Below are 18,866 nucleotides of genomic sequence, written 5' to 3' on the forward strand. Positions count from 1 at the left end.
TTTTTTAGTGTAACATGGCCATTCCTGCAATATAAGTTTTGCACAGCTTGCAAATTCCTTTGATCCGCTTAAATTTGGTAAAGGACCTTCAATCACAAAAGATGAAAATTCACCTGTTTGGCGCATCCGGTGCAGGTTGCACCACCCAAGGGAAAGACCTGGCGGAAATACTAAACATTCCCTTTTTTGATACGGATGATTATTTCTGGGCACCGTCCAGCATTCCCTTCACAAAAAGAAGATCTCCCGCAGCACGCAACGAACTGCTGAAGGCTGCCTTGGAACCTTACGACAGTTGGATTGTCAGCGGCTCTCTTGTGAGCTGGGGCCCCGAATGGAAATCGGCGTTCGACCTGGCCGTATTCCTCTATGTGCCACACGATATCCGCATGGAGCGTTTGCGCGCCCGGGAACTAGCGCGCTATGGTGATATTTTTGAAAAAGATGTTCAACGCAAACGCATGCACGAAGAATTTATGGAGTGGGCCTCCAGCTACGACACCGGCAACGTGCGCCGCAGCCTGGCCATACACACCGCCTGGATGAATACCCTCAGCTGCCCGGTGCTTACCATTAAAGGCGATATGTCTGTAGCCGTGCGGAGAGAAATAATGATGGAGCGTATCCGCGAAATCTTATCCCAGGCAGATTAAATAACAAAGGCCCGGCGCAACCCCGCACCAGCCTTTTGTTTACATGCTACTTATGATGCTCCCTTTTTACAGCTTCAACTGCAACGTAAGATAAAAACTGCGTGCATCGCTGGGTACTATACCTGGCCCGGGATAGCTGTCTGCCCGTCGGGTGAAGTACATCGTATTGGCCAGGTTATTTACACTGCCATACAATGAGATCATTTTACTAAATGTATACTCGGCAGATAAGTCCATGATGTGGTAGGCTGGTATCTTGCCATCAATCGCATTGGCCGTGAAAACTGCGTTAGTAGCGTCTGTAAATTGTTGGCCGGTGTAAGCGAACTGGTAACTGGCCGTCCATTTGTTTCGGCGTACCATTAGACCCGTTTTAAAAATAATGTCTGGCACAAATTCTACTTTGCGGCCTTCAATCACTTTTTCTTTACTATTCACATATTTTGCACTGAGGTAGGAAAAGTTGGAAAATATCGATACGCTTGTTTTGGCATTATCTCCGGCTATCCATTTCCATATATCTGCCTCCACATAAGACTCTACGCCGATATGACGCGACTGCGACACATTCGTACGCAGGTTATAAATGATGGAGGTCTGGGGGTCTACTGATAAAATACTGCCTATTTTGTTATTGTAATTAATCATAAACAAGCTTACATCGAAACGCAGTACACCCGCAGTTTTGCGGATACCCGCATCGGCAGAGTAGCCTTTTTCATCGTGCAATGCACTGTCTACCCGCAGATTTGGATTCAGGGTGCGCAGGTCATTGAAGTTAATGGCCTTGTAGTTCTGGGAGAAATTGGCGTAGACCTGTATATCGTTGCGTACCTGGTAAGTAGCTCCTACCCCACCTATCACAAAGCTGCGACGGTTTATCTTATTATCCATCACCTTTTGCGGGTCTATCGGGTTGCCTGCCAAATCAAATGCTACGTTGGTGTAATTACCATCTGCCTTGGTCACGAGATGTTCAAAACGCACACCTGGAATAATGCTGAAGCGGGAAGTAATGCGGAAAATGTTTTCGGCAAATACCGCCGTATTCCGTTCCGGGAAAATGTAATCCGAGTAACGCAGGGTATCCGTTTGCAAGGCTGGCGTAAAGGAAAAGTCGTTGCCATGGCCCGTGGTACCGTTGTTCCCAAAACCCTGTTCCCGGTCGGTATGGCCTTGGTAATACCGGAAGCCCAAAAGCAACGTAGACGCCACTTTCCCGATGTTATAATTGTACAACAGCCGGCTTTCATTGCCCCAGTTCTGATAATGGTCTTTATACAAATCACGGTCGGTCTCTCCATTGTCTACCCGGTCTATGAAGGTGAGAATGCCTAGCGCATCGCGGCGGGCCATCAAACCAAAAAAGCGGGTATTAAATTGCAGGTGGCTGTTAATTTTATAATCCAGCATCACCGCGCCCAGGTTCCAGTTTACCCGGAACCAGTTACGGGCGCGCACAGACTGGTGGGGATCTTTGGCAAAATCGGCGTCTGTAAGCCCTCCTGGCTGGTGGGCCAGGTAGTCCATAAAAGTATATTGAAAGGTGACAGCCAATTTTTCATTGGCCTTGTAGGTAAGTGAGCCATAGGCCGTGTTAGTATTAAACTCCGCGTTAGGCCGCCATCCATTGCCAGACTTATGCTGGTAAAAGGCGTAGTAATTCCACTTTTTCACCGTGCCACCTATGCTGGTGCTGCTATTAAAAAAGCCCCAGGATCCTGCGGTGGCGCGTTCCGTCAGGGAGAACTTTTTATCTGTGGGGCCTTCATGGAGTTTAAAATTAATCATGCCGCCAAACTGGGTGCCGTATTGCAGGGATGCTGCTCCCCGCACAATTTCTATGCGGTCCATCAGTTCTACCGGCGGGGTGTAATAACTCTCTGGATAGCCCAATGCATCGGCGCTGATGTCGTACCCATTTTGGCGGGTATTAAAATTGGCCACCCGGTTGGGGCTTAGTCCACGACCACCAATGGCCAACTGTATGCCGGCACCGTCATTTTCCCAAATATTAAGGCCCGCTACTTTGCCATATACCTGGCGGGGATTGTTGGTAGCCGTATTAGCCACCACGTCTTTCAGCACGATCACCTCCGTTTTCTTGCCGGCGTAAATAGACGTGCCCTCCACATCGTGCAGGTGAGAGAAGCCGGCTTTGCCTTCGTTGCGGCGAACTATCACAGAATCCAGGTTGCGGATGTGGGTGGTATCCTGCCCGAAAGCCGCCACCGCACAGGCACACAGGCTGGCACTGATCAATATATTAAATTTCATGGTTGGTTCTTTTTAAAAGGCAGTATCCAGGTTTTGTGGCCAAACCAGCTTTCGCGCTGCGTGGCCAGGTTCACCGTACTGTCTATGTACAAACGGCTGCCGCTTCCATTCAGCGATACATAACTGGCCACCGAGACTTGCGGATCGGGAATGCCTTTTTTCGCATAGGTATCATGCAGGAGGTGTGCGTATTGCAACATCATGTCTGGCTGCGTTTCCATCATCCGCTCCTGGTAGGGGGTCAGCAACCTGGCATTGTTAATCTCAAACTGCCGCCCAGTGGCAGGATTTTTTATGTAGAAAAAAGTAGTGCCGCCCTTTTCCATGAGCATAACCCGCCAGGAAAAACGATAACCTTCCTCCGTCCAAAGCAATTTGCCCGGGTACAGCAAAAAGCGGACAGGCATGAATAGCTGCCAGCTAAAATACAGTACCAGCAGTCCATACATCGCCTTTGCCTTATGAGGCGGCCATGGCAGCACCACCTGTTGCTCTGGCAAACCTCTTCCCCCGCTCAGTAAACGGATAAGCTGCCAGTGAAAAGATGCAGGAAAAAAAATAATGGTAACTGCCATCATGATGTAAGGAAACATGCCTATCTGAAACAGCAGTGCGGTAAGCACATGAAAAATAACCACCATGGCATAACCCACTTTGCGCGTACGACGGCCCATCAATAAAAACGCGATAGACAGATCGAACAAAGCCCCTGCCCAGCTAAAAACCCAGGGTGACCAGCTTTGGCGCAGCAATATCCCGAGGTAGGGTGTTTGCTCTTTGGCATGCAACCATATTTTCAATGGCATCGCTGCAATCAGCCAATCATAATTCACCTTGGAGAGCCCCGCAAAAAAATAAACGATGCACAACTGCAACTGGAAGATATAAATCGTCCAGGCTGGCACCTGTGTTACTTTCAGCGCAGGTTTCCTTAGCACATCGAGCGAAAAATAACGGTGTGCGGGCGTCAACATCAACAAAAATGTGATGATGCTTACCAGGTAATAATGATTAAGATAATAAGTTTTATCTATCAGTTCGGCATAGCAGAAACAAAGGAAAAATGTTGCAACGGCCACCCGGTAAAACAGGCCTATGGCCACACACAGCGCAGCCAGCAGCATCACTCCGTACAGCACATACATGCCAGTAGGCGGAAAGGGCCTCACCCATTCAAATCCATAAAAGGGAAAATGAAAGGTGGGCGTAATAAAAAAATCTTTCACCCATCCATTGGCCATAAACCGCGCGGTACTGATAAACATAACCGCCCCGAAGACCATGCGTAGCACAGCCAGCGGAGCGATATGCACAGGCTGGGTAACATATTTATTCTTTATATGCTGCCAGTAATCATTATCAATCGCCATCATCGTCGGAGAAGGATATTTTTACCCCCAGGGCAGAACTCATATCCACTTTTACCAGCACCACCAGTTTAGTAGCTTCAGTATAAGCGTCATTCACTGCGGCGGCATTTGTAGTGATAGAACCAGACAGCGTTTCAGGAATAGCGTTCACCTTGGTGATAACAGTAGCTAGTTGGTTTTTAATGGCATCATTGAGAGAGCCTCCGTTAGACTGCGCACTGGATGCTACTACTTTCTTTTCAAAAGCGCCGGTATACACCCGTTGCATAGATTGCAGTTCAGCATGGAGCAGGGTCAGGGAAAGCCCTCCGTAAAAACCTTCTACTTTAGCCGGGTCTTGCGGAATGGTAGAGGCACCATACTTACCGATGGGAATGCCCAGTTTATAATTTTTCAGAATTACATCGTAATCGTACACGAAAGCATTCACTAAGATGCTCAGGGAGCTACCCGCGTCTACACCGGTGGCTGCGCTGAATGTAGCCAGGTAGTTGCCACCAGTGGGCAACCATGCATTTAACACCGCGGCCGCTTTAGCCTTCAGCGAAGCGCTTACCGCAGCTAGATATTTTTGAGCATTGGCCGCATTGGCAGCTGTACTGAAATTAGCCACCACCGTAGCACTATTAGCGCCATACAGTATATAATCCAATGACGGGAAGCCTTGTGCTTTGAAGTTAGACAATCCATCGATGGTAAAGTTACCTGTGGTCATGTTGTTCTTAATGGTATTGGTATCCGTAGGAAAAACATTCACGATGGTGGTTACCAAAGACTGGTCCACGGCCGGCCCAAACTCGAACTGGGTGCAGCTTTCATATGCCACATAGGCATTTTTAAAAGCCGTTTGCAGGCTGGTGAGATTTCCTGCATTGGGAGTAGCCGTAAAGGTAGTCACCGCCGCATCCATGGCGGCAGTGGTGGTGGCCAATTGCTGGTAAGCGGGCACAATAATGTTGGCACCAAAATTTGCCAGCACCGAATCTGTTTTACTATTGTTTACAGGCGTTGTGTCTTTGTCGCCGCTTTTACCGCAGGAGATTAAAACACCCAGGCCAATGCAGCCTGCGAGGACTGCCACGAGTATGTTCCGTTGTTGCATATGTTCAGATATAATGATAATTGGTACCCGCCATGGCGGCGGATACCAACTATGGGAATGATAATAAATTTTACAGGTAAGACTTTACGCTATCCCAGCCATACAATGCACTCAGTACATTGATAATGTTATCTATCTGCGTGGGGGTAACGTCGTACAGGTTGGTGCCGTACATCGTTTCAATGGCGGCAACCTGCGCATCGGTAACCTTATTACGCTGGGTGTTGTACTTGAGGGCCTGTACAAAGCCGAGTGATTCAGACAGGTTTCCTACCACGGCACTGGCACCATTGGCCAAGTTGCCTTTGGCTTCATTCAGTTCATGCAGGATAGCGGCGGTTTCCATCTTCTCAAATGTGTTGATGATAATACCTGCCTGCTTTTGCGCCGTCACCAGATCGTTAGCGCCGGTAGCGGCACGGCCAGTGGTGAAGGCAGATAGCAGCGTGGTGTTTGCTGCTACACCGGTGAGGTTAACGACTGGTTTTACCAGACCGGAATCGATCTGACTGGTGTAAGAACCCCAGTATTTCACGCCAACACGGTTGGACGGGAAGTTGGCCGGAACGCTCCAGAGAAAAAAGGCATTGTCCCACGCGTGTGCTTTAGCATTATTATCGGCCACGGTGAGAGAATCTTTCAGGAACACATCTGTTGTTAGATGACCTATTACTACACCCATCATCGTTTTGGTGAATAACTGGCGCCAGTAGATACCGTTGGCTGAGAGCAGTGTTTTGCGTTCGCTTACGCCTGCTACACCGTCGGCAGCAGCTACTTTAGAGGCACTATTTGCAGCAATACTGTCCAGTATAGAAAGTATAAAGGGCTGTGCGCTGCTGGTGGTAAGGCTTTGCAGGGAAATACCGCTGCTGTTTAGTTGCAAGATAGTACCACTAAAAGTAGTGTCGGTGAAATAGCTGCCAGTATTGGCGTACATGCCTTTAAGCTGGGAAGCACTGATAGTAGCACCGCTGTTGGCAGTATTGATCAGGTTTTCCATTTCACCAATCATCGATAGAATGGTTTTCGCTTTCAAAGAATCAGCCGGGGCAAAGTTGTAGGTAGCTGGCACGTTGTAGGAAGGTGTGGAGGGGTTGCTATCTTTTTTACAGCTAGCGAGCAGGGCTACCGCCAATAAACAGGTAGTCCACATAGAAGTAGATCGTTGCATAAATACAGTCGTAATTTATTATACAGTTATATAAAAAAATGATGACGCAAAACTAATGGCACATCCTATTGTCAACTAATCGGATCGGGAAAATTTAAACGCAATCGGGAAAATAATTGGGATAGTAAAAATATATGAAATGGTTGCCTGTAGCCGCAGTGAAAAAAAGCCAACCGCCTTTCCAAGGGCTGGCAGAAGCCAGCACCGTGGAGATGCTCCTGGGAAAAAATTTTCTGGGACGCTTATTTCGGGATGCTGAAAGACAAATGGGCATTCATTGGATAATTAATTAGGACATAAACCAGCATCATTAAAATTTCCGACAACAAACAACATAGTTTACAAACACGCCACCAGCCATTGTTTACATTATCTATTTCGCCAAAACGGCTTACAGTTAGATAAACTGCAAGCCATTTTCAGGTAAACAAACAAGGATAGGTGTGTAATACAGGAGCTGCGTACCATTTCTATTGCAGCTTATCATAGCGCAGCAAGGCCTCGATATAATAATAATCCGCATAAATGAGCGGCACATCAATTTCGGAATGAGCCGGCAAATGGCCGGTACCATGTTTTATCAGGAAGTGATGATTGCCCTCCCCGGCAAAATAGGTGGGACTGGAAAGGCTTACCAGGCTTGCTGTGGCAAAATCTATATATGTTTTGCCCAATTGCTTCGGTACATACTGTTGCAGTTCTAACAAGGCCGCCGCCACGATGGCCGCAGCAGATGCATCCCTTGGCTCGTTATCGGTATGCGGTGCATCAAAGTCCCAATAAGGAATTTTATCAGCAGGCAGTCGGGGATGGTACATATAAAACCGGGCAATGTGTTTGGCTTGTTCCAGGTACTTTTCATCCTTCGTTTCGCGGTACATCACCGTATACCCGTACAGGCCCCAGGCCTGCCCACGCGCCCAGGCAGAACTATCGGCATATCCCTGTGCAGTTATTTTGGCCAATACAGTCCCTACGCTATCGTAGCACACCACATGGTAACTGCTGTAGTCAGGACGAAAATGCTGCGCCATCGTTTTATCGGCATGGGCCACCGCTATGTTGTAATAGTTTTTGTTGCCCGATAGTTTAGTGGCCTCGCAGAGCAACTCCAGGTTCATCATATTATCAATGATCACCGGATAATTATACCCTTTAAAATTGTTCCAGGACTTGATGACGCCCACCGCTGGATGAAATCGGGTAGATAAAGACTGGGCACCGTTGAGCAATACTTTTTTATATGCTTCGCGGTGAGTAATGCGGTAACCATTACCGAAAGAGCAATACAGCATAAACCCCAGGTCGTGGGTGCCGGTGTTATATTGTTCCTTAGACACTGCTTCCGTCCAGGTAGCGGCGGCATGTTGCAGCGTGCTGTCTTTCGTGTATTCATAAAGATACCATAAACTGCCCCCGAAGAAACCACTGCACCACCAATCACTCCTCATTTTGCGCAAGCTGCCATCAGGGTTAATAGACTGGGGGAAAAAGGTGGTGGTATCGCCCAGCTCCTGTAGCATGCCGCGGTATTGAACTGCCGCACGTTGCAACTGGCGGGCTACATTCAATTTACTTTGTGCATGCACATTCATCAACGTGGTAAGCAGGAACCCTGCAAAAAAATATTTCATCTTAAACATGGTGTATAATTACCAAATCTAATCGCTTACTTCCGTTATCCGCCATTGTCGGCGCTATTTTTTTACGAAATCGTTTTCGGCTATTTATCAGTAGCTTCCAAACCGGGTGTAGCCACATACGCCGGGCCTGTTATCCACAGGGGTTATGCCTTATCATCCTGCCTTTCTTCCAGGAGGGAATGTCCCATAAATCGAGCCACCAGCATAGCATTGGCCGTTTCTCCACTCACGTTCAGCAGCGTGGCCATCGGGTCTACCAGTGTACCAATGATGATCAATGGTGCCAGTGCTTCCTGCGGAAAACCATATACCGACATTACTAACAGTTCTCCTACATAACCGCCATTGGGAATGCCGCCTTCCACCATATTTACCAGCACAGACATGCCCAATGCAATGGCCACCGTATCTACCCCGCTGAGGGGCCGGTGAAACAGGGCAAACACCACCGCGATTTTAATCATAGATGAAATAGCCGAACCTTCTTTATGTAAGGTGGCCCCCAATGGCAACACCAGGTTGCGCACGGAGGGAGGTATGCCCATCTTCTCCCCCGCTTCCAGGTTTACCGGGATAGCCGCCACACTGCTACAAGTGGCCACAGCTGTGAGGGAAGGCACCAGATTGTATTTCCAATAACGGCGCAGTGCTGCCCGTCCACCTGCGAAGTACACATAACCACTGTAAAAAACCAGGTAATACACCAGGCAAAGCCCATAGTACAAGCCCAGTGCGCGGGCATATGTTCCAAAAAGCTGTGGCCCCAATATGCCCACCTGGTAAGCAAAGTAAGCCCCAAGGCCCAATGGGGCCACCTTCATGATGTACCCCAGCAAGTGTTTCATCACCTCATTTCCAGACAACAAAAAATGCCGGAATGCTGCGCCTTTCTCCCCGGCCTGTAAACTGGCAAACCCCACCAGCAACGAAAATACGATGAGCGGCAACATACACTCCCGCGATAACAGCTTATAAAAATCATCTACCGTAAAAAGCCGGGTCAGTTGCGTACCCAGATCACTCATAGGTGGCAAGGCGGGCAGGCTTTCGTGGCGGGACAAGGTAGTGTGTAACGGGAACGCATACACGCCCAGCAACGTATAAGCTGCCGCCACGAGGGCCGTACCCGTAAAAACCAGCAGCGTTATCCGGCAAAGCCGGAGCAACTGGCTGGTGCCCTGCACATTGGCCACCGCAGCAGTAGTGGCAAAAAACACCAGCGGGATCACTGCCATAAAAAGCAGGTTGATAAAAATATCGCCCACAGGCTTCAGCACCGCCACCCTTGGGCCCAGGATCAGCCCGGCCACCGTACCGGCCAGGATGCCACCCAGCAGCCAAAAGATGTTTCGGTACGACTGTAAAAAGGAACGAAAAAAAGTAGCCATGGCCAATTGTTGGGAAGTTGCGAACACAATTTACCAATCTATGCTTTTAATACATACAATTTAAACGGGCATATCTACAAAATAGCCACCCTCCGATTCATATGTTTGAGTGCTACCTTTATCCATGTATTGCTGTAACCATTACACGGTGCATTTCTTAAACTAGTTCAATGGATAGCCACCCAGCGCCATCGTACATTTGTATCACAAACAACAAACATATGGCACATTACACCTTACACAAGGCAGCCACCAGGGCACACCTGGATCATGGGTGGCTGAACAGCTACCAGACCTTTAGCTTTGCCGGGCAGTACAACCCCGACCGCATCCGCTTCGGTACCCTCCGCGTGCTGAACGACGACGTGATAGCCGGTGGGCGGGGCTTTGGCGAGCATCCCCACGATAATATGGAGATCATCAGCATTCCCCTGGCAGGAACTTTGGAACATAAAGATAACATGGGCAATGTAAAACGCCTTAAAGCTGGCGAGGTGCAGATTATGAGTACCGGTGAGGGCGTGTTTCACAGCGAATTTAACGCCAGCAACGACGAGGTGGCCGCTCTCCTGCAAATATGGGTATTCCCCAAAACGCTGAACGGCAAGCCCCGCTATGAGCAGATCACTCTCGATCCTTCCGGCAGTCAGCGCAAATTGCAGCAAATACTCTCCCCCTTTCCCGACGACGATGGTGCCTGGATACAACAGGATGCCTGGTTTCACCTTGGTCATTTTGAACCCGGTGATACCACCCACTACACCCTGCATAAGAAAGACAACGGCCTATATGCCTTCGTGATCAGCGGATCGTTTACGGTAGACGGACAGTTGCTGGAGGTGCGCGATGGACTAGGCATTGCGGAGATCAGCGGCGATATTGCCCTGCAAGCCCACACCCCTGCTGCTACCATCCTGCTGATGGAAATTCCTATGGACATTTAAAAGCGTATTTGTATGAAAGTAATAGACACCCTGCATATATTGGCTATAGGCCGTAATCCGGCTATCATGGCCGTGGTGGAAAGATTGCTAAACAGCCACGAACACTGGAAAGGCTTGTCCGTAACCAGCAATGCGGCAGCACTCAGCGCCATAGAACAAACGCCCTACAACATAGTACTGCTCTGCGCGGGCATCCCGGCAGCAGAAGAAGATACACTGCGCCAGGCCTTGCTACAGCGGCAGCCCCAGGTTATCATAGCCCAACATTATGGCGGCGGCAGCGGACTGCTGGAAAGTGAGGTCCGTGGCCTGCTGGCAGCCCATAATATTTCTCTCTCCCTTTAAAAAAACACTTTTTATGAGCAATACTATTTTAGGGCTTCATCACATTACCGCCATTGCGGGCAATGCCCAGCGCAACCACGCATTTTATACCCAGGCCCTGGGATTGCGGCTGGTAAAGAAAACGGTGAACTTCGATGACCCGGGTACTTATCATTTTTACTTCGGTAACGAGCAGGGTACACCCGGCACTATTCTTACATTCTTCCCCTGGGAAGGTATTGTACCAGGTAAAACCGGCGCCGGCATGGCCACAGAAATCAGTTATGCCGTACCCGATGGCAGCCTGCCTTTCTGGACAGAACGCTTTAAACAATTAAAGGTAAAGCAGGGTGCAACCTCTGAACGCCTGGGCGAAGTGATCCTGCCCTTCCAGGACCCCGATGGGCTGAACCTGAACCTGGTGGTGCCCAAGCAGCCAGACAACCGTACCGCCTGGGAAACCGCCGACATAACGGCCTCCAACGCCCTTAAAGGGTTTCATGCGGTAACCCTCACGCTCAATAACGTGAAGCCTACTGCCGCTATTCTTACCGATATCTTTGGCTATGTGCTGCTGGAACAGGAAGGCAATCGCTACCGCTATGTAACCAACGCCGTGGAAAATGCAGCCATTGTAGACATCGTGGAAATTCCCAACGCACCCCGTGGACTCAATGCCGGTGGCACCAACCACCACGTAGCCTTCCGGGTAAAGGATGATAACGTGCTGATGGAGTTCCGCGAAAAAATTGTGCGCAAGGGGCTGAACATCACACCGAAGATCAACCGGGATTACTTCTTCTCCCTCTACTTCCGCGAGCCAGGTGGCGTACTGTTTGAACTGGCTACAGACAATCCAGGTTTCACCGTAGACGAGCCGCTGAACGAGTTAGGCACCCACCTGAAACTGCCTTCCCAGCACGAACACCTGCGCGCAACACTGGAGCGTACGTTGGTAAAAATTTAATCACCTTTCAATGAACTACCATGCATAAAAAACAGTACCTGACCGGCGGCGCTCCCGTGAGCGCCACCGGCAAAGTCCTGATCCTGCTTCATGGGCGCGGCGGCAGTGCGGAAGACATCCTCACGCTGGCACCCCACCTGCACGTACGCGATTATGCCCTGCTGGCACCCCAGGCCACCGGCGGCAGCTGGTACCCCTATTCTTTCCTGGCCCCTACAGACCAGAATGAGCCTTACCTTTCTGCTGCCCTCCACCTGATAGATGAAATAGTACATGATCTAAACGCACAAGGCGTAAGCAATGGCAATATTTATTTCCTAGGCTTCTCCCAGGGCGCCTGCCTGATGCTGGAGTACATTACCCGGCATGCCACCCGGTACGGCGGTGCAGCCGCTTTCACCGGGGGCCTCATCGGCGACCAGGTGAAACCAGCAACCTACGCTAACGGCGATTTTAAAGGCACTCCCATTTTCATTGGCACCAGCGATCCAGACATGCACGTACCCGTGGCCCGCGTGGAAGCCACTACCAAAATATTACAGGAAAAACACGCGAACGTATACACGAAAATATATCCTAACATGGGACACACCATCAGCCAGGATGAAATTACCCAGGCTAATGCCCAGGTGTTTAAACTGGTGTAAACAAGATGATCGGTGGAGGTAAACACTAGCCGCCAGGGCAAACCAATCTTTTACATGGCTGTTTTTCCTTAACGCTTTTGGGATAAACCCTTTCTCACCTTACTTAAAAATTCTGGTGAAACACCCAAATAACGGGCTACCTGGTGTTGGGGAATGCGTTGCAAAATATGCGGGTACTTCTCCACAAAATGAATATAACGCTCCTCGGCGGTCTGCGATACGGATGCATAAAACCGTTGTTGCAGCACCCCGAGGTTTCGTTGTACCAGGATGCGGAATAACTTTTCAAATTTGGGAATGCTTTCAAATAAAATGCCCTTGCTGATAAAGTCTATGACTAGCAGTTCACAATCTTCTATCGTTTCAATGTAAAGATTAGACGGCTTACGATCCATAAAACTGCTGATATCACTCACCCACCAGTCTTCCACGGCAAACAGCAGCACGGTTTCTTTCCCTTCCTTATCCACGTAATACACGCGGATACAGCCTTTCAGGATATACGCCTCAAAATCGCAGATTTCTCCCTCCCGCAGCAAAAACTGTTTCTTCTTTACCGTTTTAAAAGTGAACAGCGTATGGTACAAAGCGGTTTCTTCCGGCGTTAGCGCAATGTAGCGCGACACAAATTGATCAATGGCGTTGAACGAATGCTCCATGGCGGGAAGTTAGGGAATTCGTAAATAATTTATGCCGGGTATTTGAGGGTTTGAAAGGGGGAATGGTTTCGCCGTAAAAGCGCCTAAGCTTTCAATATAATGTTCTATTGTTACTACCTGCGTTAAGCCCCAGTGTATAAATATTGGCAGCGCCGGCATTGTTGATCAATACCTTTAACTGCGGGAAATCCTGCTGTAATTTCCTCACTAGTACGGCTACCGCTTCCTGGTTAAAAACATCCGTTACAATGGGCGTTACATTTTTAATAACGCGGCGGCAGCTTCCAGTCGCTGTGGATTGCGGTCTAAGATAATTAGAAGCTTTCGTTCAAATGGTTGTTGGAATTTTAACGGTTAAGGAGGAGTTACGTTTTTCCGGCATGCGCTGGCTCCGCCGCTGCGGGGGTACTCCCGGCGCATGCCGGGAAAACCGCACTGGCGGACTTTTAACGAAAAACATAACACTTGCAAACGAACACATAAAAGTTCAAACAGAATGGCGGCATCGGATAAGCCACATTCCCTATTCCCGCATAGCGTTAAACCCAAAACCACTTACCTCATTCTTTTTGGGCGCGGGCTTATAAATAGCCGTAAACGTAATTTGCAGCCCATCGGAACCACTGCTTTGAGATTGCAGGGCAGATACCACAGTGATATCCGGGTTTCCCTCAAAAAAACTGTCAATAGCCTCTGATAATAATGCCGCGCTGGTGGCCGTAATGCTGAAAGTCTTGTATTTCATATTATTTTTTTGGGCTTGATACCTTAATATAGGAAAGCTAGTTTTTTTAAGGAGACCAGAGAAATAATATTTTGTTCGTACGAATTTTTTCGTAGCTTTAAGATATGAAGAAAGATCATACAGATAAAAACATAGCCCCCACCCGGTCAGAACTTGAAATCCTCCAGGTGCTGTGGGCCCACGGCCCCGCTACGGTGCGGTTTGTGAACGAGGAACTGAGTAAACAAAAGGAGGTGAATTATACCACCACCCTCAAACTCATGCAGATCATGGCAGATAAGGGTATCCTCACCCGGGACGAAACTAACATGAAGCATATTTACAACGTAGCCGAGGAAGAACAAAAAACCAAGGCCCATTTATTGGAAAAATTTGTAGATGCCTTGTATAAAGGCTCTGCCAGCAGCCTGGTCATGCAATTGTTGGGCAACCGGCAAACGTCTGCCGAGGAGCTGAACGCCATTAAGGATTTGCTCCATCAACTGGATAAGTAGAGCACACATCCTTTTTATCACCTGCATCACACGCTAAATTATATTATATGCAAGCGTTAAGCTTTTATTTTCCAGCCGGTATCTTTGTACAGGCGTTGTGCCATACCCTGTTGCATTCGCTCTGGCAGGGCCTATTACTGGCAGTACTAGCAGGCACTATTATGTTGGCCACCCGCCAATGCAAGGCTTCTAGTCGTTACTACCTGCTGGTAAGCAGCCTGGGGCTTTTTACCGTTGGCACCCTCCTTACTTTTGTAATAGAGATGATAACGCTGCAACCCGCGCCCATACCGGCTACCAGCGCCCAGGTCTTGCACGGCCTGGCCTCCCCCGCTCCTACGGAAGTGGCCACGCTGCCAGCCAATGATGTTACCCAGGCCCTCCTGCAATTTATCAATGGCCACGCGGCGCAGGTAGTAATGGTCTGGTTCCTGTTCATCTGCATTAAAAGCATACGTATGCTTACCGGCCTGCTTCATGTACAATCGCTGCGCACCCGGCATACCACTCCCCCACCCCCGCAGTGGGCGGAAAAGGTGTCGGCACTGGCCTTACAGCTTCGTATATCCCGGCCCGTTATCCTGCTGGAATCTACGCTGGCAAAAGTACCCATCGCGCTCGGACACCTGAAACCTATGATACTGCTGCCCGCCGGGCTGCTCTCCAATATGCCGACAGCGGCCATTGAAGCCATCTTACTTCATGAACTGGCCCATATTAAACGCAGGGACTATCTCATCAACTTATTGCAATATGGCGTGGAGATCATCTTTTTCTTTAACCCCGCCGTAAACTGGATTTCCGCGCTGATTAAAGCAGAGCGGGAAAACTGTTGCGACGATATGGTGATGCGCCACACCCAAAGCAAAGCGGTATACATTCAGGCGCTGGTGTCTTGCCAGGAGTATGGCCACCCGGAACTGGCCATGGGCCTGCCCGGCAGCCGCAATACCCTGCTGGCCCGGGTTAAAAGGCTGGTCAATGATCACAACCATTCCCTGAATACCATGGAAAAAACCTTGCTCAGCCTTTGCCTGGTAAGTGCTGGCATGCTGCTGATGGCCTTCCCCGGCAATGCGGCCCGCAAACTGGCTTATACACCCAATACCGGCAAAGCAATTATCACTACAACGACCACTACAACGGTAACGAATACACGTAATAAGGACATGCACGGGTTTTACCCATCTATCGCTACCCGGCAACCGGATACTGCCCATCGCTATCCGGTAAAGAGCATGGGTATTGTACAAAATCCAGCGGCGGCACCTTACAATAGCTACGTTGCTGCCCTACCGTACGACACTACGCCTTATCACCACGATGGTTACCAACCGGCACATGGCAAATCGTCTCCACCTATTCCACCGGTTCCACCGGTACCACCCGTTCCGACGGTTCCACCCGTTCCGCCTGTTCCGCCAGTACCACCTGTTCCGCCGGTTCCGCCCGTACCACCAGTACCTCAAACTGCCTTGTCTGCCCTGCCGGCAATTACTTTACCTATTCCCATTGGAACAACTATTCCCGTGGCCGTGGTAACGCCCACCACCCCTATTACCGGCATTCCTGAACCGCAGGCACCTGCCATGAGGCAACAGCAGCACAAAGCCGGCGAAGCCATTATTACCCCTGACCAGGAAGGAAATTTAATAACAGACAAGGTAATACACGATCTCGTCACCCAGGGCCTGATCAAAAAAAGCAATTCCTTGTCTTTTAAATTAAACAATACGGAATTTATTGTGAACAACCAGCACATGCCTGCAAACATAGCCCGGCAGTTTGCCAACAAATATGTACCCTCCAACGGCTGGACATTGGAATATCATTACAACCTCCAATAAGTTTTTCATAGATTATCCTGGCACCATTCCACACTGCCACCCTGCGCCGTGCGGGTAAGGCATGCCCTTTTACCTTCTTAAAATCATTATTACATGGTTCAAAAAATTATGGTCCTGCTGACCACCGGGATAGCCATGTTTATACCCGCCGTTCATGCACAGTCCGTAAGCGGGCTGGTGACAGACCAGCAACAACAACCGGCCCTGGCCGCCACCATAGCCTTGTTGCGCAACAGCGACAGCAGCCTGATAAAGACCACGCTGCCCGATGATAATGGACGATTCAGCTTCCCCCACCTCCCCCCTGCTTCCTACCACATACGGATTAGTATGATGGGTTATAAAACTTATAACAGCCCTGATTTTATATTGGATAAAAACCAGGAATACAAATTACCCGCCGTAAGCCTGCTGCAGCAAGATGCCCAGCTTAAAGCAGTAGCCGTAACGGCGCAAAGACCCTTTATAGAAAAAAAGATAGACCGAACCGTGGTGAATGTGGATGCACTGATCAGCAACGCCGGTAGCAGTGCACTGGAGGTGTTGGAAAAATCGCCCGGCGTATCCATAGACCAGGAAGGCAGCATTAGCCTGAAAGGAAAAAGCAACGTGATGATCTACGTGAACGACAAGCCCACCTACCTCTCCGGCGCCGATCTAGAAAGCTACCTGCGATCCCTGCCTGCGTCCTCCATTGACGCCATTGAACTGATGCCCAACCCTCCCGCATCCTATGATGCTGCCGGCACCGGTGGTATTATTAATATCCGCCTGAAACGCAACAAGAACAAGGGTTTTAATGGCAACTTGAATGCTGCATTTACCCAAGGACGGTACGCTAATTCTTCCAACAGTTTTAATTTCACTTACCGCAACCAGCAACTAAATGTAACCGGCAACTTTGGTTATACATTTAATAACGGCTATAGCGCCCTCGACATCAACCGGCGCTTTCACGACAGCGTGGGCGAAACAACCCATTATTTCCTGCAACATAATTTCATTGCACGCCATGCACAATCGTTCAACGAAAAAATTGGGGTAGACTTTTATGCCTCCGCAAAAAGTACCCTGGGCCTGGTACTCACTGGCACGCAAAACCCCTCCAACAGTAACAACGATAATACCAGCCGCCTGCAAGACGCCTCCCAAACGCCCGATTCCAGTATTCACGCGCTAAACAATATTCATCACCGTTTTAATAACGTTGGCATTAACCTCAACTATCGCCACCAGTACGATAAAAATGGCCGGGAGCTTACGGTAGACGTGGATTACCTGCGTTACAACACCGGCAGTAACGAAGTGTACGATAATTACAGTTTCCTCCCGGAACAAGCCTTGCCCTACGCCAACGACCAGCTCACCGGGCAGGTGCCGGCCCACCTGGATATTTTTGCGGGCAAAATAGCGTACACCCACCCGTTTAAAAGCGGCTACAAACTAGCAGGTGGGCTTAAAAGCAGCTATACCAGCACCGACAATCTGGCCAAATATTATAACCGCGTGGATGGCGAATACCTGCCAGACTACGACAAAAGCAATCATTTCCTGTACCACGAAAATATTAATGCCGGTTATCTGAACGTAAACAAGGACTATAAAAAATGGTCGGTGCAGGCCGGCCTGCGTTTGGAAAACACGGTGTCTATCGGCCACCAACTGGGCAATGCGGAGAAAAACGATTCCTCCTTTAACCGTAATTACACTGGTATTTTCCCCACCTTTTATGTGTCGTACAAGCTGGATACAGCCTCCAATAATGTGCTGGCACTGAATTATGGCCGCCGCATAGACCGGCCTTACTACGAGCAACTGAACCCTTTCATTTCCCCGTTGGATAAATTCACGTACTATGTGGGCAATCCTTACCTACGGCCATCTTACATGCAAAGCATAGCGCTGTCGCATACCTACAAGAGCAAGCTTACTACCACGCTTTCCTATACACACGTTAAAGACGATATGAACGAAACTATAGCGATCGTGAACGGTATTTACTACAGCCGGCCGGGCAATATCGGTTCCCAAACAATGATGGAAATTAATGTAGACGCCCAGCAAGGACTGGGTAAAGTGGTGAACTTGCACCTGTATGCACAACTCACTTATCTGCACTCCCGCAGCATCTTTTACACCGGCATACTAGATAATCAAAGTACCTTTACCATGATCATGCCCACGGTTACGGTTACACTGCCCAAAGACTGGGCCTTGCAGGCCGATGGGCGTTACCAGAGTACCGTTACCTCGGCACAGTTTATCCTGGGCCGGCGCGGCGCTGTAAATCTTGGGGTTTCCAAAAAACTGTCACCCAACGCCACGATAAAATGCAGCGCACAGGATATTTTTAAGACACAAATCAATACCGGTATTATCAATAACCTGGCCCTCACTGATGCACAATGGCGCAACGTAAGCGACACCCGCCGCATCACCCTCTCCTTTACCTACCGTTTTGGAAAAGCCATCAGCGACCAGCGCAAACATGAGGACAATAGTGCGGAGAGTGAAATGAACCGCGTAAGATAAAAGCATAGCAATAAGAATACTACATCGCCAGCAATCCGGTAACAGGGATCCGCCAGTCCTGTTGCCGATTGCTTTTTTGGGGGCTATACATTAACTTGGG

Annotated in this window: 16 protein-coding genes; 8 read left to right on the top strand and 8 right to left on the bottom strand. The window is 49.2% G+C overall.

Features of this window, described 5'->3' with window-relative positions:
- Positions 1–101 precede the first annotated feature (101 nt).
- Positions 102–653 (top strand): P-loop NTPase family protein, encoded by a 552-nt coding sequence (locus tag GA0116948_RS13210; protein ID WP_123891803.1) that lies wholly within the window; start codon positions 102–104, stop codon positions 651–653.
- A gap of 66 nt (positions 654–719) precedes the next feature.
- Here the strand turns inward: GA0116948_RS13210 and GA0116948_RS13215 are convergent, their stop codons facing one another.
- From GA0116948_RS13215 to GA0116948_RS13240, 6 genes are all read right to left on the bottom strand, one after another.
- On the bottom strand, positions 720–2,930 hold the full coding sequence (locus GA0116948_RS13215) for a TonB-dependent receptor family protein (protein ID WP_089712954.1): 2,211 nt from the start codon (positions 2,928–2,930) through the stop codon (positions 720–722).
- Positions 2,927–4,303 (bottom strand): HTTM domain-containing protein, encoded by a 1,377-nt coding sequence (locus GA0116948_RS13220; RefSeq protein ID WP_205686141.1) that lies wholly within the window; start codon positions 4,301–4,303, stop codon positions 2,927–2,929. Before GA0116948_RS13220 ends, GA0116948_RS13215 begins: the two co-directional genes overlap by 4 nt.
- A complete protein-coding gene (locus tag GA0116948_RS13225) occupies positions 4,290–5,402 on the bottom strand; it encodes an imelysin family protein (protein ID WP_089712959.1) in 1,113 nt (370 codons plus the stop codon). Before GA0116948_RS13225 ends, GA0116948_RS13220 begins: the two co-directional genes overlap by 14 nt.
- Before the next feature lie 70 nt (positions 5,403–5,472).
- Positions 5,473–6,576: a DUF4856 domain-containing protein gene (locus GA0116948_RS13230; protein ID WP_089712962.1), complete on the bottom strand. Its 1,104-nt coding sequence runs from the start codon at positions 6,574–6,576 to the stop codon at positions 5,473–5,475.
- Positions 6,577–7,046: 470 nt separating this feature from the next.
- Positions 7,047–8,219 carry a glycoside hydrolase family 88 protein gene (locus GA0116948_RS13235; RefSeq protein ID WP_249260572.1) on the bottom strand — a complete coding sequence of 391 codons (1,173 nt, stop codon included), beginning with the start codon at positions 8,217–8,219 and terminating at the stop codon, positions 7,047–7,049.
- Positions 8,220–8,362: 143 nt separating this feature from the next.
- Positions 8,363–9,607 (bottom strand): dicarboxylate/amino acid:cation symporter, encoded by a 1,245-nt coding sequence (locus GA0116948_RS13240; RefSeq protein ID WP_089712964.1) that lies wholly within the window; start codon positions 9,605–9,607, stop codon positions 8,363–8,365.
- 221 nt (positions 9,608–9,828) lie between these two features.
- Between GA0116948_RS13240 and GA0116948_RS13245 the strand changes: the two genes are divergently transcribed.
- The 4 genes from GA0116948_RS13245 to GA0116948_RS13260 are packed head-to-tail and all read left to right on the top strand — an operon-like array spanning position 9,829 to position 12,489.
- The gene (locus GA0116948_RS13245) at positions 9,829–10,551 is read left to right on the top strand and encodes a pirin family protein (RefSeq protein ID WP_089712967.1); all 723 of its coding nucleotides are present in this window, start codon (positions 9,829–9,831) and stop codon (positions 10,549–10,551) included.
- Positions 10,552–10,563: 12 nt separating this feature from the next.
- Positions 10,564–10,896, top strand: a complete 333-nt coding sequence (locus tag GA0116948_RS13250; protein ID WP_089712970.1) for a hypothetical protein — start codon at positions 10,564–10,566, stop codon at positions 10,894–10,896.
- Between the two features lie 13 nt (positions 10,897–10,909).
- Positions 10,910–11,842 (top strand): ring-cleaving dioxygenase, encoded by a 933-nt coding sequence (locus tag GA0116948_RS13255; RefSeq protein WP_089712971.1) that lies wholly within the window; start codon positions 10,910–10,912, stop codon positions 11,840–11,842.
- A 20-nt stretch (positions 11,843–11,862) separates the two neighbouring features.
- Entirely contained in the window at positions 11,863–12,489 is a 627-nt protein-coding gene (locus GA0116948_RS13260; protein WP_089712974.1) for an alpha/beta hydrolase, read from the top strand.
- A 68-nt stretch (positions 12,490–12,557) separates the two neighbouring features.
- Here the strand turns inward: GA0116948_RS13260 and GA0116948_RS13265 are convergent, their stop codons facing one another.
- Positions 12,558–13,148 (bottom strand): Crp/Fnr family transcriptional regulator, encoded by a 591-nt coding sequence (locus GA0116948_RS13265; protein ID WP_089712977.1) that lies wholly within the window; start codon positions 13,146–13,148, stop codon positions 12,558–12,560.
- A gap of 523 nt (positions 13,149–13,671) precedes the next feature.
- Positions 13,672–13,893, bottom strand: coding sequence for a hypothetical protein (locus tag GA0116948_RS13270; protein WP_089712980.1), 222 nt, complete (start codon positions 13,891–13,893; stop codon positions 13,672–13,674).
- 104 nt (positions 13,894–13,997) lie between these two features.
- Between GA0116948_RS13270 and GA0116948_RS13275 the strand changes: the two genes are divergently transcribed.
- The 3 genes from GA0116948_RS13275 (at position 13,998) to GA0116948_RS13285 (ending at position 18,766) form a co-directional block, all read left to right on the top strand.
- Positions 13,998–14,387 (top strand): BlaI/MecI/CopY family transcriptional regulator, encoded by a 390-nt coding sequence (locus GA0116948_RS13275; protein ID WP_089712983.1) that lies wholly within the window; start codon positions 13,998–14,000, stop codon positions 14,385–14,387.
- 47 nt (positions 14,388–14,434) lie between these two features.
- Entirely contained in the window at positions 14,435–16,234 is a 1,800-nt protein-coding gene (locus GA0116948_RS13280; RefSeq protein WP_089712986.1) for a M56 family metallopeptidase, read from the top strand.
- 93 nt (positions 16,235–16,327) lie between these two features.
- Positions 16,328–18,766 (top strand): outer membrane beta-barrel protein, encoded by a 2,439-nt coding sequence (locus GA0116948_RS13285; RefSeq protein WP_089712989.1) that lies wholly within the window; start codon positions 16,328–16,330, stop codon positions 18,764–18,766.
- The last annotated feature ends 100 nt before the right edge of the window (positions 18,767–18,866 follow it).

Origin of the sequence: Chitinophaga costaii, assembly GCF_900094705.1 — a bacterium.
GTDB classification, from domain to species: Bacteria; Bacteroidota; Bacteroidia; order Chitinophagales; family Chitinophagaceae; genus Chitinophaga; species Chitinophaga costaii.

Bases quoted from the DNA above. Each gene is read 5' to 3' on its own strand.
- GA0116948_RS13210 (WP_123891803.1), top strand. From the start codon at position 102: ATGAAAATTCACCTGTTTGGCGCATCCGGTGCAGGTTGCACCACCCAA.
- GA0116948_RS13215 (WP_089712954.1), bottom strand. From the start codon at position 2,930: ATGAAATTTAATATATTGATCAGTGCCAGCCTGTGTGCCTGTGCGGTG.
- GA0116948_RS13220 (WP_205686141.1), bottom strand. From the start codon at position 4,303: ATGATGGCGATTGATAATGATTACTGGCAGCATATAAAGAATAAATAT.
- GA0116948_RS13225 (WP_089712959.1), bottom strand. From the start codon at position 5,402: ATGCAACAACGGAACATACTCGTGGCAGTCCTCGCAGGCTGCATTGGC.
- GA0116948_RS13230 (WP_089712962.1), bottom strand. From the start codon at position 6,576: ATGCAACGATCTACTTCTATGTGGACTACCTGTTTATTGGCGGTAGCC.
- GA0116948_RS13235 (WP_249260572.1), bottom strand. From the start codon at position 8,219: ATGTTTAAGATGAAATATTTTTTTGCAGGGTTCCTGCTTACCACGTTG.
- GA0116948_RS13240 (WP_089712964.1), bottom strand. From the start codon at position 9,607: ATGGCTACTTTTTTTCGTTCCTTTTTACAGTCGTACCGAAACATCTTT.
- GA0116948_RS13245 (WP_089712967.1), top strand. From the start codon at position 9,829: ATGGCACATTACACCTTACACAAGGCAGCCACCAGGGCACACCTGGAT.
- GA0116948_RS13250 (WP_089712970.1), top strand. From the start codon at position 10,564: ATGAAAGTAATAGACACCCTGCATATATTGGCTATAGGCCGTAATCCG.
- GA0116948_RS13255 (WP_089712971.1), top strand. From the start codon at position 10,910: ATGAGCAATACTATTTTAGGGCTTCATCACATTACCGCCATTGCGGGC.
- GA0116948_RS13260 (WP_089712974.1), top strand. From the start codon at position 11,863: ATGCATAAAAAACAGTACCTGACCGGCGGCGCTCCCGTGAGCGCCACC.
- GA0116948_RS13265 (WP_089712977.1), bottom strand. From the start codon at position 13,148: ATGGAGCATTCGTTCAACGCCATTGATCAATTTGTGTCGCGCTACATT.
- GA0116948_RS13270 (WP_089712980.1), bottom strand. From the start codon at position 13,893: ATGAAATACAAGACTTTCAGCATTACGGCCACCAGCGCGGCATTATTA.
- GA0116948_RS13275 (WP_089712983.1), top strand. From the start codon at position 13,998: ATGAAGAAAGATCATACAGATAAAAACATAGCCCCCACCCGGTCAGAA.
- GA0116948_RS13280 (WP_089712986.1), top strand. From the start codon at position 14,435: ATGCAAGCGTTAAGCTTTTATTTTCCAGCCGGTATCTTTGTACAGGCG.
- GA0116948_RS13285 (WP_089712989.1), top strand. From the start codon at position 16,328: ATGGTTCAAAAAATTATGGTCCTGCTGACCACCGGGATAGCCATGTTT.